This is a genomic window from Ruegeria sp. HKCCD9138 (genome assembly GCF_057220975.1).
Map to the genome: position 1 here is coordinate 215,104 of NZ_JBWVAZ010000002.1, position 14,981 is coordinate 230,084.

A 14,981-nucleotide genomic window follows, 5' to 3' on the forward strand; every position below is an offset into this window, starting at 1 on the left:
TGCCACGGGCGCGGCGGCAGAACCACCCACACCTCGGCCTCGACTTTCATCTTTTCAAAAATACTCAATGCCCGACCCGGGCGGCACGCGTTTAGGCTTCGGCCTCGCGTCCCGCCAGCACATACTTGCAGTCACAATAAGGACACTCGACCCAGCCGGTATCCTCAGGGATCTGCAACCAGACACGCGGATGGCCCAATGCGCCTTCGCCGCCGTCACAGGCGACACGGGCGGTTTCGACGATCTTGGTTTCCGGCGCTTCGATGGTCACGGCTGGCGATCCTTCTTCGGTTGTCGGCCTCGCGGGCATGCATTAGGTGCGTTTATGAGCGATGAACAAACCGGGGGCAAGAGCCACATGGCCGATGCGGCAATCAGGATCGACGGGCTGCGCAAGACCTATCGGGGCGGCAAGGGCCAGCCTGAGAAACATGCGTTGAAAGGCATTGATCTGGCGGTGCCGCGCGGCTCGGTTTTTGGCCTGCTGGGGCCCAATGGAGCTGGAAAATCGACCCTGATCAACATTCTTGCCGGGTTGGTTGTAAAATCAGCGGGCAAGGTGTCGATCTGGGGTTTCGATCAGGATCAGTATCCACGCCAGTCCCGCGCAGCAATCGGAGTGATGCCGCAAGAATTGAATCTCGATCCGTTCTTTACCCCGCGCGGCGCGCTCGAGGTGCAGGCCGGGCTTTACGGCGTGCCCAAGGCGCAGCGCCGCAGCGATGAGATTCTCGAACTTGTCGGCCTCAGTGACAAGGCCGAAGCCTATGCGCGCACGCTCTCCGGCGGCATGCGGCGTCGGTTGCTGCTGGCTAAGGCTCTGGTGCACCACCCCAAGATTCTGGTGCTGGATGAACCCACAGCCGGCGTGGACATCGAACTGCGCCAGATGCTCTGGACAAATGTGCGCAAGCTGAATGAACAAGGCATGACCATCATCCTGACCACGCATTATCTGGAAGAAGCACAGGAAATGTGCGACGAGATCGCCATCATCAACCATGGCGAAAAGATCGCGCAGGACAGCACTGCCAATCTGCTGGGCCGCATGGACAGCCGCACGATGGTGATCATTCCTGATGGCCCTGTCACAAAACTGCCTGAAACCGAGGGTGTCGAGTCCGCCCTGCGCGACGATGGCAGTCTGGTGCTGCAATATCGCAGTGCCATAACCGCCGCCGAGCAGGTTCTGGAATCCGTCCGCGCTGCCGGTATCCGCATCCGCGACGTCCGGACCGAAGAGGCCGACCTCGAGGATGTGTTCCTTGCGCTGACCTCCAGTCGCAAAGATGATCCGCCGGCGGATGATCAGGATCAGCCGCGCCGGGGCATTCACCGGGTCAAGCTTTAGGTGCGGTCGATCCGCGCCTGATAGCAGTTGTTCCGTGCAGACCGGACGTGGATATAGGCAACATCCGGGCGGGCAAAGATTTCGCTGACCTTTGCGCCGATCTGATCCGTGGGAGTGATTGCTCCGGTGCCATAGACGATCCGGTCATCCGATCCGTATCCCTTGATCAGGTAGTCCGGGGATGAGGTCAGGATTTCGGGTAGATCTGCGCCCTCGTACCGCTCACATGGCGCGGCACACAGAAATATCGGCCCGGTCTCGGCATAAGGTTGTGTCTCTAAAAAAGGCCGAAATGCCAATATCAGCATCTCTTCGCCCTCTGGAATGTTCTGCAGGCAATGACGGCAGGGATTACCTGCACCCGTCGAAATGGCACGCTCGGGTTTGACTCCGTAAGCATCCGGTCTGCCTGCCTGAAGGGCGCGTACCTCTTCCGTAGATAATGCAGTGATCTTGAACATCTCTGGTCTCCTTCGTTGTCCTGAACATGCCTTTCATCACGAGTTCGGACGACCCGTTTCCTGCGCAATGACGCAAAGGACTCGAAAAAGAACAAAACGTGAATATAATATGGAATCGCCATGTATGCCGAGCTGTCGATCACGTCGAACTTCACCTTCCTCACCGGGGCCTCGCACCCCGAGGAATATATGGAGCGTGCCGTCACCCTGGGCCTGCCCGCCATCGCCATCGCCGATGACAACTCGGTCGCCGGCATCGTCCGCGCCCACACCCAGGGGCGCGAGATTGCCCGCAAGGTCCGCGAACGGCTGGAGTGGGAAGCGCAGAACACCTCCATCGGCCCAGCCTGTCCCGATCACATCCCCAAGCCGCCCTCGTACCCGATCCACGCGGTGCCCCGCCTGATCCCGGCGGCGCGGCTGATCTTTACCGACGCGCCGACCGTCACCGCCCTGCCCCTGAACCGGCAGGGCTGGGGCAATCTGTGCCGCATCCTGTCCAAGGGCCGCCTGCGCGCCGAGAAAGGCGACTGCATCCTGTACCTATCCGACCTGCTCAAATTCTCCGACGGTCTCCACCTGCTCCTCTGGCCACAGGCGGCCCGCTCCCCGGGCGGCGCGGAGGCATGGCGGACACAGGCGCAACAGCTGACGCGCCGCTTTGCGGGGCGGATGCATCTATTGATGCATCCTCGGTATGACGGCGCAGACAGCGCGTATTTTTCTTTGTTAGAGATTGAATCTAAAAAACTCGACATCCCCACGCTCGCCAGCGCCACGCCGATGATGCATCACGGCACCCGCCGCAAACTGGCCGACGTCCTGACCGCCATCCGTCTGCGCCGCAAGGTTGACGATCTGGGCCGCGCGGCACTGGCCAACGGTGAACAACGCCTGCGCTCTGAGCCTGAAATGTTGCGCATCTTCAAAGGGCATGAAGGCGCCGTCACCCGCGCCCATGACCTAAGCGAACAGCTCACCTTCTCGCTCGACGAACTGCGCTATGAATACCCCAGCGAGGGCAGCGAACAGGAAACCCCAACCCAACGCCTGCACCGTCTGGCGCATGAGGGGTTGAAATGGCGTTATCCGGCGGGCGCGCCGGATAAGGCGAAAAAGATGCTGGCGCATGAGCTCGCGCTGATCGGCAAGCTGAAATACGAACCCTACTTCCTGACCGTCCGCGACATCGTCCATTTTGCCCGGTCCCGCAATATCCTGTGCCAAGGGCGGGGATCAGCCGCCAACTCGGTCGTCTGCTTCTGCCTCGGCATCACCGAGGTCAGCCCCGAGATGGGCACCATGGTCTTCGAACGCTTCGTCTCCGAAGCCCGCGACGAGCCCCCCGATATCGACGTGGATTTCGAACATGAACGCCGCGAAGAGGTGATCCAGCACATCTACGACCGCTACGGACGGGAACGCGCGGGCCTCTGCGCCACGGTGGTGCATTACCGTGGTAAACGCGCCATCCGTGAGGTCGGCCGCGCCATGGGCCTGACCGAGGACACGATCTCGGCGCTGTCCTCACAGCTTTGGGGCTTCTTCTCGGCCAAGGGGCTCGAGGCGCACCGCATGCGTGAAATTGGTCTCGACCCCGAGGATCGCCGCCTGAAACAGACTCTAACACTGGTCTATGAGATCGACGGCTTTCCCCGTCACCTGTCTCAGCACGTGGGTGGTTTCATCATCACCGAGGGGCGTTTGGACGAACTTGTCCCCATAGAAAACGCCACGATGGAGGACCGCACGGTCATCTGCTGGGACAAAGACGACATCGACTCGCTGGGCATTCTGAAGGTCGATGTGCTCAGCCTTGGGATGCTCACCTGCATTCGCAAGGCGTTCGATCTGATCAGCCAGCACCACCAAACCAGCTATACGCTGGCCACCCTGCCGCCCGAGGACCCGGCGGTTTATGACATGCTGTGCAAGGCCGACAGTATCGGCGTGTTTCAGGTGGAATCACGTGCCCAGATGAACTTCCTGCCCCGGATGCGGCCCCGCAACTTCTATGATCTGGTGATCGAGGTCGCCATCATCCGCCCCGGCCCGATTCAGGGCGACATGGTCCACCCCTATATCCGGCGGCGGAATGGCGAGGAGGAGGTCAGCTTCCCCTCGGACGAACTGGGCGAGGTGCTGGGCAAGACGCTGGGCGTGCCGCTGTTTCAGGAACAGGCGATGCAGATCGCCATTGTCGGCGCAGGCTTTACCCCGGAACAGGCCGACCGGCTGCGGCGATCGCTGGCGACGTTCAAGAAACACGGCAATGTCAGCGAATTCCGCAGCCTGTTTCTGCGCGGGATGGAACGTAACGGCTATGAACAGGATTTCGCAGAACGCTGTTTTTCCCAGATCGAGGGGTTCGGGTCGTACGGCTTTCCCGAAAGCCACGCGGCCAGCTTTGCGCTGCTGGTCTATGCCTCGGCCTGGATCAAATGCCATCACCCCGGCATTTTCGCCTGCGCGCTGCTGAACTCGCAACCGATGGGATTCTACGCCCCGGCCCAGATCGTCCGCGATGCGCGCGAACACGGGGTTCAGGTGCGCCCGGTCTGCATCAATGCCAGTTTCTGGGACAATGTGATGGAGCCCGACGGCCAAGGCGGGCTGGCCTTGCGGCTGGGCTTCCGCCAGATCAAGGGGCTGAGCGAAGAGGACGCCAGTTGGCTCACCGCCGCGCGTGGCAATGGCTACCATCAGGTGGATGACGTCTGGCGCAGGGCAGGGCTTGGCCCGTCGGTCATCGAACGGCTGGCCGAAGCCGACGCCTTCGCCGCCTGCGACCTGACCCGGCGCGAGGCGCTGTGGCAGGCCAAGGCGATTGCGACCGCCAAGCCGCTGCCGCTGTTTTCACAGGATCTGGAAGGCGAGGCGCTGGACGAACCCGAGGCTTACCTGCCGCAAATGACTTTGGGCGAGCAGGTGGTCGAGGACTACGTCGCCACCCGCCTCAGCCTCAAGGCGCATCCGGTGGCCTTGCTGCGGCATCTGCTGACACCGGACCAGCGCGACAAAACCACCTCTGTAGCATGACGGCGCAACCGGATATTTGCCCTGGACAGAGTCGAAACCCGAGACCGCACATGTCCAGACCAACCCTGCCCCCACGCTTTCCCGCGACGCCCGAACAGATCAACGCGCAGGTTCGCGCCTTTTACGCCCGCGTCCGTGAAGACACGCTACTGGGTCCGGTCTTTGCGAAACATGTAGGAAACTGGCCCGCGCATGAGGAAAAGATCGCCCGTTTCTGGCGCAACGCCATCCTGTTCGAGCGCAGCTATGACGGCAATCCGCAGCGGGTCCATATCGAGCGACCCGACGTGAAACCCGAGATGTTCGCCCATTGGCTCGACCTGTTCGAAGAAGTCGCCACCCAGACGCTGCCACCGGAAACCGCCACCCCGTGGGTCGCTCTGGCCCGGCGCATCGGTATCGGGATGAAAGCGGGTTTGCAATCTGCGCGCCAACCCAAGGACGCGCCACCGGTCCTGCGATGATCTCGGATCATGGCAGGTTTGACATGTTAGCGGTAAAATAAGGACTACCCGCCTCGGCAAAATGGGGTTAAGCAGCGACAAAGACAGCCGGAGATTCCGTCCGCGCTGCCATGGCAGACCGCCGCCACACTGACCCATTGACCGAGGCCACACCGATGAGCACTCAAAACACCACCCTCAGGGGACTTGGTTTCGCGTTTCTTGGATTCGCGGTCTTTGCCAGTCATGACGCGCTGATCAAGGTGCTTGGCGGGACCTATTCAGTGTTGCAGATCATCTTTTTTGCCACGCTGTTTTCTTTTGTCCCGATGGCCGTGTCCATGCTGGCCGACCGGACACCCAGCAATTTCCGCCCACGTCACCCGTGGCTGGTGATGCTGCGCTCGGGCCTCGTTGTCACAGCCATGTCCTGCGCCTTTTACGCTTTTTCTGTCCTGCCGCTGGCCGAGGTCTACTCTCTGCTGTTCTCGTTCCCGCTGATCGTCACGGTTCTGTCGATCCCGATTCTGGGAGAGGTCGTTCGCGTTCAGCGTTGGGCAGCCGTGGGTGTTGGCCTGATCGGTGTTCTGATCGTTCTGCGTCCCGGTTCGACAGACATCACCCTGGGCCATCTGGCCGCGCTGACGGCCGCGTTTTGCAGTGCTTTTGGATCCGTTCTGGTGCGCAAAATTGGTAATGAAGAACGGTCGGCGGTTCTGATCCTCTATCCGATGCTTCTGGCCATTGTGGTTATGAGCGTGGCGCAGCCGGCAGTATATCAACCGCCGTCTCTGTTGCATTTGGCGATGATGGCGCTGGTTGGTCTGTTCTCTGTGATCGCTCAACACCTGATTATTCTGGCCTACCGGGCCGCGCCTGCCGGTGTGGTGGCCCCCAGCCAGTATAGCCAGATCATCTGGGCTACGATTTTCGGCATGGTGTTCTTCGGAGAGCGCCCCGATGCATGGGTTGCGTTCGGCGCAGGGATCATCATCGCGTCGGGTGTCTTCGTTGTCTGGCGGGAAAGCCGGGCGGATGTGTCGCCAAACAAACCAGTTCTGCGAATCCGCTCTCCGCGGGTCGATACGGGTGCATCGGCAAGACCGAACAGGCAACCGGAAACAAATACCTAACGCAAACGGCGCACCCGAGAGTGCGCCGCAAGCCATGAATTGCCCGAATTAGAGCCTTAGTCTCAGTTAGTATACTACAACCGACCGGATGCTTTCGCCCTTATGCATCAGGTCGAAGCCGTGATTGATGTCATCCAGACCCATGGTGTGCGTAATCATCGGGTCGATCTCGATCTTCCCATCCATGTACCAGTCGACGATCTTGGGCACATCGGTCCGGCCCCGCGCACCACCGAACGCGGTCCCGCGCCATGAACGACCGGTGACCAGTTGGAACGGACGGGTCGAGATTTCGGCCCCGGCAGGTGCCACACCGATGATAATCGATTCACCCCAGCCCTTATGTGCCGATTCCAGTGCGTCGCGCATCACTCCGACATTGCCGGTGGCGTCGAATGTATAATCCGCGCCACCCTTGGTCAGGTTGACCAGATAGGGGACCAGATCGCCTTCGACCTCTTTCGGGTTGACGAAATCGGTCATGCCGAATTTCTCGGCCATTTCCACCTTGGCGGGGTTCAGGTCGACACCAACGATCTGATCGGCCCCGGCCAGACGCAGGCCCTGGATCACGTTCAGACCGATACCACCCAGGCCGAACACGATGGCGCGGCTGCCGATTTCCACCTTGGCGGTGTTGATCACCGCGCCGATACCGGTCGTGACACCGCAACCGATGTAGCAAATCTTGTCGAACGGCGCGTCCTCACGCACTTTGGCCAACGCAATCTCGGGAAGAACCGTGTGGTTCGAAAAAGTCGAGCAACCCATGTAGTGCAGGATCGGATCGCCATCCAGCGTCGAGAAACGAGACGTCCCGTCGGGCATCAGTCCCTTACCCTGAGTCTCGCGGATCGCCTGACACAGATTGGTCTTGGGGTGCAGACAATATTCACACTCGCGACATTCCGGTGTGTAGAGAGGGATCACATGGTCGCCCGGTTTCAGGCTGGTCACGCCCGGACCGACCTCAACCACCACGCCCGCGCCTTCATGACCCAGAATTGCCGGAAACAGACCCTCGGGATCGGCGCCCGACAGGGTGAATTCATCGGTGTGGCAGATGCCGGTGGCCTTGATCTCGACCAGAACCTCACCCGCCTTGGGGCCTTCGAGGTTCACGTCCATCACTTCCAAAGGTTTGCCCGCCTGAACGGCGACGGCGGCACGGGTGCGCATGGTGCTTGTCTCCCTGTCAATTTTGCCCCGACCCTGCGTCAATTACAGGGTGTTTTCAACTGTGCTTTGGTGACAGATTGGCTAATTCTTTGATATTGCAGAAACGACATTGCCGGAAAGAGGAGCGCCAATGCGCCGTTTTGTTCCATTTTTTGTTGTTCTGGCGGCCTGTGCCGAGACGGCCCCACCACCCGAAGACGCCCGCCTTGCGCCCGAAGCCGCGCCGGTAGATTTGGCCTTTTGTGAAGGCGACGCCTTTATCAATTCCATTGGTCAACCGGTCTCGACCATTCAAAACCAGTTGCCTGAACGCGCGCGTGTGCTGGGGCCGGATGGGATTGCGACTCAGGACTATCGCATCGACCGGCTGAACGTCTTTGTGGACGATGCAGACGTCGTTCAGCGCCTGACCTGCGGATAAAGGCAGACTCGACTCGGGGCGTGATTCTCATTTAGAACAAAATGAGAACATGTTGATGTCTGCCCAATGCCCAAACGCCGAATACTCTCGCTCTGGTTCCCCCGTCTGGGGGCTGAACGGCTGGTCCGCGCCGCGCGGGGCCTGCACTCTGGGCCTTTGGCCGTGGTGGCCGAACAGGCGAACATGCAGGTCGTCACGTCTCTTAATACCGAGGCTCAGACCGCCGGTCTGCGCATCGGCCAGCCGGTGCGCGACGCCCATGCCATGTGCGCCAACCTGATCACCCGTCCTCGCAACGCCCCGGCCGAGGCCGCGTTCCTGACCGCCCTGCGCCGTTGGGCGGGCAAGTTCAGCCCGTGGGTCGCCGAAGAAGCTCCGGACGGGCTGATCGTCGACCTGTCGGGCTGCGCCCATCTGTTCGGCGGCGAAGAGACCTTGCTGAGCGTTTTGGAAACCGACTGCGCAGACATGGGCCTGAGCGTGCAGATGGGCATCGCCGACACGCTGGGGGCCGCGTGGGCTTTGGCACGGTATGCCGGGCAAGAGGCCACGTCCGACCGCAATGGCGACGCCATCAGCCAAGAGGCGCGCGCCACCCGCGCCCGCGCGGGCAAGCGACGGCACTGGACCAAGGGCGGGGCCGCACCGCAGGTGATGGCGCTGGGCGGTGGCGCGCGGATTTCAGAACCAGGGCAGTCCTATGGCGCGCTCAGCCCCTTGCCCATTGCGGCACTTCGGCTGGATGACCCCGTCGTGGCGCAGCTCAACCGGCTGGGCCTGCGCCGGATCGGCGACCTGCTGGGCCAGCCCCGCGCCTCTCTGGCCCGCCGCTTCGGACGCGGGCTGGTGCTGCGGCTGGATCAGGCGATGGGCAGCGCGCCCGAGCCGGTCTCGCCTGCGCGTCCGCCGCATCACTTTGCGGTGCGGATGACCCTGCCCAACCCGATCGGGCTGACCGAGGACGTGATGGCCGCCATTGACCGGGTGCTGCCGACGCTCTGCGCCAAACTGGAAGAGAAAGGCCGCGGCGTCCGCACCCTGCGGCTCGAGGCGCATCGCGCCGATCAGGCGGCCGAGATCATCGAGGTCGGTCTGGCCCGCCCGACCCATGACAAATATCGCATTCGCCCTTTGTTAGAGATGAAAATCGATAAGATCGACGCGGGCTATGGCATCGATATGCTGCGGTTGGAGGCGGTGCAGACCGAACCCATCCACGCCCGCACCGTAGCCGGCCATGCCGAGGCCCGCCGCGTGGCCCGCAACCGGCTTGAGGGTAATACAGCCGTGGATGACCTGATCGGCAAGCTGGGTGCCCGGGTGGGGCTGGAGGCGATCACGCGGCGACACCCGGCAGCCTCGCATATCCCCGAGAAGACGGCGCAGACGCTGGCGGCGGCCTGGTCGGAACCGGCCCGCGACTGGCCTGCCCCGCCGCGCCCCCGCCCCCTGCAGATGTGGCAGCCCGAACCGGTGATGGCGCCGGAAACTCCGGATGTTCCAACCGCCTTCCGCTGGCGCGGGCGCGACTGGCAACTGGCACAGGCCACCGGCCCAGAGCGGATCGCGCCGGAATGGTGGCTGGATGACCCCAACTGGCGCAGCGGCGTGCGCGATTACTGGGTGGTGGTGACCGAACAGGGTGAGCGGCTGTGGCTGTTCTACGGCCACGGCGGCACCATGTCCGCAGGCTGGTTTTGCCAGGGACAGTTTGGTTAGACTCTACTTTCCGCGATAAACCAGCAGATCCGGCAGGTAGTCAATCAGACGGATAAACCAGGAAAACGGCGCAGGGAAATCGGTGCGAAAACGGCGGCGTGACATCGCCTTGACCACGCGCCCAGCCGCGTCCTCGGGCGTCATCAGCATCGGCATGTTAAAGCTGTTCTTCTCGGTCAGGCGTGTCTTGATAAAGCCCGGATTGACAATCCGAACGGTCACACCGGTGCCCGCCAGATCATGCCGCATTGTCTCGGCCAGAGAGATCAGTGCCGCCTTACTGGCCCCGTAACCGATAGCGGCTGGCAAGCCGTGATAACCCGCCAGAGATCCGATCAAGGTGATATCACCCCGACCAGCGCGAACAAAGCCGGGCACGGTTTCTCCGAGTACCCGCACTGCGCCAGAGTAGTTCACATCACTCATCGCAAGCGCTGTTTCGGTGTTCCATTCGGTTGACCGCATCGGGTCATAGGCCCCGGCGTTATACACCAAACCATCGATGGCCCCGACCTGTCCAACAGCGTCACGAACAGACTCTAAATCGGTCACATCGCACGGGATCGCGCGTGCATTCGGCAGGTTTGCACAGATTTGAGCAAGTCGCTCGGCATTGCGGGCAGACAGGATCAGGTGTGCGCCCTGACGGCCCAGCGCTTCGGCCAGCGCCCGGCCCAATCCTTCGCTTGCGCCGATAATCCAGTAGGTTTTGCCGTCAAAACTGTTCATGCGTGGGTCGTTTCGCTCCTGAATGTTACCTTTACGCCCCCGCGATAGCTTCGGATCACAACGGATCGACAGTATCCGGACCCGCAACCCGAAGTCACGATGTAGATCAATGGTGAAAAACTTCTAATGGGATTGATCCAGCCGCGCCTGTCCTGCGTATCCTACTGTAAAACGTCACTTAAAGAGGCTGGAATGTTCGACGAATCCCGGAGTGCCCGAAAAAAGATCGCGATTGTAGGTGCAGGTATTTCAGGGCTTTCCGCCTCTTACTATCTTTCAGACAACAATGACGTGACGCTTTATGAGGCCGAACCCCGTCTGGGAGGTCACGCTCGCACGGTTTTGGCTGGCAGGAATGGCGACCAACCGGTGGACACCGGTTTTATCGTATTCAACTACGCAACCTATCCCTACCTGACCAAACTGTTCGACGAACTGAACGTGCCGGTCACCAAAAGCGAAATGAGCTTTGGCGCGACCATCGACAACGGCCGCATCGAGTATGGATTGAACAATCTGCGCACGTTGACCGCCCAGAAACGTAATCTGGCCCGTCCCGCCTATTACAAGATGATCGCCGACATACTGCGCTTCAGCAAGGAAGCCCCTGACGCAGCGCGGGACGATGACACCACGATCGGAGAGCTTGTCGATCAATTGCGCCTTGGCCACTGGTTCCGCCACAACTATCTGATGCCGATGTGCGGTGCGATCTGGTCCACCCCGGTCGAGTTCGTGGATCAGTTCCCGGCCCGTTCATTGGTGCAGTTTTTCCGAAACCATGCCCTGCTGGCCAGCGGGCGCGCCAACCAGCATCAATGGTGGACGGTCAAGGGCGGAAGCATAGAATATGTCCGCCGGATCGAAGCCGCGTTGAGAACCCGCAATTGTGATATCCGTCTGGCCTCACCCGTAGATCACATCCAACGCGATGCGTTGGGCGTGACGGTGCTGAGCAACGGGCAAGCCGACCTGTTCGACGAAATCATTCTGGCGACACATTCCGATCAATCCCTGTCGATACTGGGAAACAGCGCCACACCGGAAGAGAGCGCAGCTCTCGGTGCCATCCGATATCAACCAAACAAGGCCGTTCTGCACTGCGATCCTGCCCAAATGCCCAGGCGGCGAGCCTGCTGGTCCAGCTGGACCTACCGTTCGCAGGCCGGAAATGTGGGCGTCACCTATTGGATGAACAGACTTCAGAACATTCCGGACAGTGACCCGCTATTTGTGACGCTGAACGCACCGAAGGAGATTTGCGCGGACAAAATCTATGATGAGGTCGAGTTTGCTCACCCGGTTTTCGACAAGGCCGCCCTGCGTGCGCAGAAGCAAATCCGCGAGATCCAGGGACAGAACAGAACCTGGTTTGCCGGTGCTTACAACCGGCATGGGTTTCACGAAGACGGGATCGCAAGCGCAATGCACGTTGTTGATCTGCTCAATGGCAGCCCGCAAACGATCGGAGCCGACAATGGTATTCACAAAGAAGATCAGTCCATTCCCGCGTAGGTCGATAAATGCTTTTTTCAGCGCAACGCTTGTGTCGGCGTTGCTGCTGACCCCTGTAGGGTCGGCGGCGTCCCCCTTGCCCGGAGGTCTGAAAGACCCGCAGCTTGTCGGCAGTTCAACCTTTCGGTTTCTGGGCCTGCCGGTCTATGACGCCAAGCTCTTCACTCCGGACGGCGCCGCGTTCAACTGGAACGAGGATTTCGGTTTGAAGCTAACCTACCGCAAGAACCTCAAACAAAAAGCCTTGGTTGAATCGACGCTTGAAGAGATGGCCCGGCAAGGAAACCCGGCCCCGACACAGGCGCAACTGGAACGGTGTTTTCAGGCCGTCGATAAAGGCGACAGCTATCTGGCCGTGTCCAACGGTCCGGACGAGGTCGACTTCTGGCGCAATGGCCGCAAGACCTGTTCTTTGACCTATCCGGGCGCAAAGCGGTCTTTCATGTCCATTTTTCTCGGCAATAACACGCGGTCGGCCAGTTTTACCCGTCAGTTGAAGGGGCAATGATGCTGTATCCCCGGGTCAGCTTGTACGCCCTGATGCTGGCTGCGGCTGGAATACCGCTGTATATCCACCTGCCGCGCTTTGCCGCCGTTAATCTGGGCATTGGATTGAGCGTGATTGGCACCGTTTTATTGTTCATCCGGCTGGTGGATCTGATTCAGGACCCGCTGATCGGCTGGGCCATTGATCGATGGCCGCGCGGGCAGGTTCTGTTTGCTTCTGCCGCTGCACTCGGACTGGCGATTGGGTTCCCACTACTGTTCACTCTGCCCGAAAACGCCAGTGTTAGTATCTTGGTGGTCGTTCTAGTATTACTGTTTTCCGCATACAGCCTCGGAACCATCCTGCTCTATGGCCGCAGCGCCACGCTGGCGAAGAAGGCGGATGCAAATGAACTGATGATCCTGGCCGCCTTTCGGGAAGGCGGGCAACTGACGGGTGTCATTTTGGCCGCCGCCGCGCCCGCATTTTTTGTGGCTCTTGGAGCCGGAGCGCAGGGTTACCCTGCCTACGGTGCATTTCTCGGGCTTTTGGCTGTTGTCACACTTCTCCTGACGCTCCCTATCTGGCGGCGTGCCCCGATCACCGGACACGCATTGTCGATCGCCGAGCTGCGACAAGCCGGAGCACTCCGTTTGTTGGCGTTGGCGCTGATCAACAGCCTGCCGGTCGCCATCACCTCGACCCTGTTTCTGTTCTTTGTCGAGGACAGACTGCAATTGCCGGGAATGGCGGGGCCTTTACTGATCCTGTTCTTCCTCAGCGCCGGGCTCAGCGTGCCCTTCTGGGCGCGTCTCAGCAACCGAATTGGCCCAAAACAGACTCTGATTATCGCCATGCCGCTGTCGATTGCGGGCTTTGTCGGAGCCGCCATGCTATCCACCGGAAACCTGATTGGCTTTGCCCTGATCTGCGTGGCCTCCGGTGCCGCACTCGGAGCGGATATGGTCGTTCTTCCGGCCATGTTCTCAATCGTATTGACGCGCGCCGGGTTAAATGCCTCGACCGCGTTTGGCATCTGGTCTTTTGCGGGCAAACTTGGCCTCGCACTGGCCGCCTTCCTCACGCTTCCGCTGCTGGAGCGCAGCGGGTTTGTCCCCGGACAATCCAACTCGGCCCAGGCGCTTGAAACGCTCAACCTCGCCTATGCCGTCCTTCCCTGCATTCTCAAACTCGGCGCGTTCGGCATGGTCCTGACGTTGCCGACGGAGGTCTCTGCCAAATGAAACTTTTCGTTGTCATCCTTCTAGCGGTGCTGGCCCTGATCGTTGGCAAAGCCCGGTTCCTCAGCTTCCGGTCGCAATCACCGGCGGATTATGCCAGCACCGGTCCGCAATTCTCGCTCAAACGGCATCTGAACGGGGAAATCCTGTCCGAAGGCCTGATCTATGGCCCGAACGGAAAGATGTCGAACAGCTTCGTTGCCAGAATGGTCGGGGAATGGGATGGGAACTCGGGCACGCTGGCCGAATACTTCACCTATTCCAACGGCAAACAGATAACCCGGAAGTGGCATCTGACACTGGGCACCGGCAACGCGTTTACGGCCACGGCCGATGATATCGTGGGTGAAGGGCACGGCGTGATTTCGGGCTCGACCGTCAAACTGACCTATCGCATCATCCTGCCCGAAGACGCCGGCGGTCACACACTGGACGTGACCGACTGGATGTATCTGACCGAAAGCGGCGCGATCATGAACCGCTCCGAGATGCGCAAATTCGGCCTCAAGGTGGCCGAACTGATCGCCACCATGCGCCCGGCGCCGGAAGTCGCATCCGCACATCTGAACGGGGCCAACGGTTATGACGCCGAAGCGAGGCCGCTGCAATGATCCCGCGTCGTTGCCTGATAGTCGCGCTTGCCATTGCCGGTTTGGCGGCCCTGACCGCCTGTTCCGCCAAACCTCGAATACCCAAGACCTTTCTGTCCGACCGACAGCTGAACCTTGAGGAGTTCTTCGAGGGAAGGACCGTGGCTTACGGCCAGTTTCAGGACATTCTCGGCAACGTCCCCCGCCGCTTCACGGTCGAGATCGATGGCACTTGGGATGGTAAAACCCTGACGCTGGTCGAGGATTTCCTCTATGACGACGGTGCCACTGAACAGCGGATCTGGACCCTGATCAAGACAGGTGAGGACACCTGGACCGGGTCCGCTCCGGGCGTTCTGGGAACCGCAACAGGGATCGAGCGCGGTGATACGTTCAATTGGACATACAAGATCGATCTTCCTGTTAAAGACGGTACGATGCGGGTGAATTTCGACGATTGGATGTGGTTGCTCAGCGACGACAGGCTGCTCAACCGCGCCTATGTGTCCCAATACGGAGTGCGGCTGGGCGAGGTCATATTGTACTTTGAAAAGAAATGATTTTTGACCAGCGGCTTCGCAACGGTTGACCCCTGCGATTTCCTCCCGCATCCTTGCCGGAACCGGACCGTTTCGTGTTTTCGACGTCTGCGTGGCGCATGCGGTTTGACAGA

General features: G+C 60.5%; 15 protein-coding genes. 11 read left to right on the top strand and 4 right to left on the bottom strand.

The window, feature by feature from the left end; translation table 11 throughout:
- Positions 1–91 precede the first annotated feature (91 nt).
- Positions 92–271 carry a zinc-finger domain-containing protein gene (locus AC2TEL_RS04330; RefSeq protein WP_480838364.1) on the bottom strand — a complete coding sequence of 60 codons (180 nt, stop codon included), beginning with the start codon at positions 269–271 and terminating at the stop codon, positions 92–94.
- Between the two features lie 87 nt (positions 272–358).
- On the opposite strand from AC2TEL_RS04330, the gene AC2TEL_RS04335 reads away from it, so the two are divergent.
- Positions 359–1,351: an ABC transporter ATP-binding protein gene (locus AC2TEL_RS04335; RefSeq protein WP_480902501.1), complete on the top strand. Its 993-nt coding sequence runs from the start codon at positions 359–361 to the stop codon at positions 1,349–1,351.
- Here the strand turns inward: AC2TEL_RS04335 and AC2TEL_RS04340 are convergent.
- Positions 1,348–1,812 carry a DUF1203 domain-containing protein gene (locus AC2TEL_RS04340; RefSeq protein ID WP_480902114.1) on the bottom strand — a complete coding sequence of 155 codons (465 nt, stop codon included), beginning with the start codon at positions 1,810–1,812 and terminating at the stop codon, positions 1,348–1,350. The genes AC2TEL_RS04335 and AC2TEL_RS04340 overlap by 4 nt on opposite strands.
- Positions 1,813–1,932: 120 nt before the next feature.
- Between AC2TEL_RS04340 and AC2TEL_RS04345 the strand changes: the two genes are divergently transcribed.
- The 3 genes from AC2TEL_RS04345 (at position 1,933) to AC2TEL_RS04355 (ending at position 6,427) form a co-directional block, all read left to right on the top strand.
- Positions 1,933–4,851 carry an error-prone DNA polymerase gene (locus AC2TEL_RS04345; protein ID WP_480902116.1) on the top strand — a complete coding sequence of 973 codons (2,919 nt, stop codon included), beginning with the start codon at positions 1,933–1,935 and terminating at the stop codon, positions 4,849–4,851.
- 50 nt (positions 4,852–4,901) lie between these two features.
- The gene (locus AC2TEL_RS04350) at positions 4,902–5,315 is read left to right on the top strand and encodes a group III truncated hemoglobin (RefSeq protein ID WP_480838370.1); all 414 of its coding nucleotides are present in this window, start codon (positions 4,902–4,904) and stop codon (positions 5,313–5,315) included.
- A gap of 155 nt (positions 5,316–5,470) precedes the next feature.
- Positions 5,471–6,427 (top strand): DMT family transporter, encoded by a 957-nt coding sequence (locus tag AC2TEL_RS04355; RefSeq protein WP_480902118.1) that lies wholly within the window; start codon positions 5,471–5,473, stop codon positions 6,425–6,427.
- Positions 6,428–6,493: 66 nt separating this feature from the next.
- Here AC2TEL_RS04355 and AC2TEL_RS04360 read toward each other — a convergent pair whose 3' ends face one another.
- Positions 6,494–7,606, bottom strand: coding sequence for an S-(hydroxymethyl)glutathione dehydrogenase/class III alcohol dehydrogenase (locus AC2TEL_RS04360; protein WP_480902120.1), 1,113 nt, complete (start codon positions 7,604–7,606; stop codon positions 6,494–6,496).
- A gap of 130 nt (positions 7,607–7,736) precedes the next feature.
- Between AC2TEL_RS04360 and AC2TEL_RS04365 the strand changes: the two genes are divergently transcribed.
- Positions 7,737–8,027 (top strand): I78 family peptidase inhibitor, encoded by a 291-nt coding sequence (locus AC2TEL_RS04365; RefSeq protein WP_480838376.1) that lies wholly within the window; start codon positions 7,737–7,739, stop codon positions 8,025–8,027.
- Between the two features lie 66 nt (positions 8,028–8,093).
- Entirely contained in the window at positions 8,094–9,746 is a 1,653-nt protein-coding gene (locus tag AC2TEL_RS04370; protein WP_480902121.1) for a DUF6504 family protein, read from the top strand.
- 3 nt (positions 9,747–9,749) lie between these two features.
- Here AC2TEL_RS04370 and AC2TEL_RS04375 read toward each other — a convergent pair whose 3' ends face one another.
- Positions 9,750–10,475, bottom strand: a complete 726-nt coding sequence (locus AC2TEL_RS04375) for an SDR family NAD(P)-dependent oxidoreductase (RefSeq protein ID WP_480902123.1) — start codon at positions 10,473–10,475, stop codon at positions 9,750–9,752.
- A gap of 192 nt (positions 10,476–10,667) precedes the next feature.
- Between AC2TEL_RS04375 and AC2TEL_RS04380 the strand changes: the two genes are divergently transcribed.
- The 5 genes from AC2TEL_RS04380 to AC2TEL_RS04400 are packed head-to-tail and all read left to right on the top strand — an operon-like array spanning position 10,668 to position 14,868.
- Entirely contained in the window at positions 10,668–11,990 is a 1,323-nt protein-coding gene (locus tag AC2TEL_RS04380) for an NAD(P)/FAD-dependent oxidoreductase (RefSeq protein ID WP_480902125.1), read from the top strand.
- Positions 11,953–12,498 carry a hypothetical protein gene (locus tag AC2TEL_RS04385; RefSeq protein ID WP_480902127.1) on the top strand — a complete coding sequence of 182 codons (546 nt, stop codon included), beginning with the start codon at positions 11,953–11,955 and terminating at the stop codon, positions 12,496–12,498. Before AC2TEL_RS04380 ends, AC2TEL_RS04385 begins: the two co-directional genes overlap by 38 nt.
- Positions 12,498–13,721 carry an MFS transporter gene (locus AC2TEL_RS04390; RefSeq protein WP_480902129.1) on the top strand — a complete coding sequence of 408 codons (1,224 nt, stop codon included), beginning with the start codon at positions 12,498–12,500 and terminating at the stop codon, positions 13,719–13,721. The genes AC2TEL_RS04385 and AC2TEL_RS04390 overlap by 1 nt, the downstream gene beginning before the upstream one ends.
- Entirely contained in the window at positions 13,718–14,329 is a 612-nt protein-coding gene (locus AC2TEL_RS04395; RefSeq protein ID WP_480902131.1) for a DUF3833 domain-containing protein, read from the top strand. Before AC2TEL_RS04390 ends, AC2TEL_RS04395 begins: the two co-directional genes overlap by 4 nt.
- On the top strand, positions 14,326–14,868 hold the full coding sequence (locus tag AC2TEL_RS04400) for a DUF3833 domain-containing protein (protein ID WP_480902133.1): 543 nt from the start codon (positions 14,326–14,328) through the stop codon (positions 14,866–14,868). Before AC2TEL_RS04395 ends, AC2TEL_RS04400 begins: the two co-directional genes overlap by 4 nt.
- Positions 14,869–14,981 lie beyond the last annotated feature (113 nt).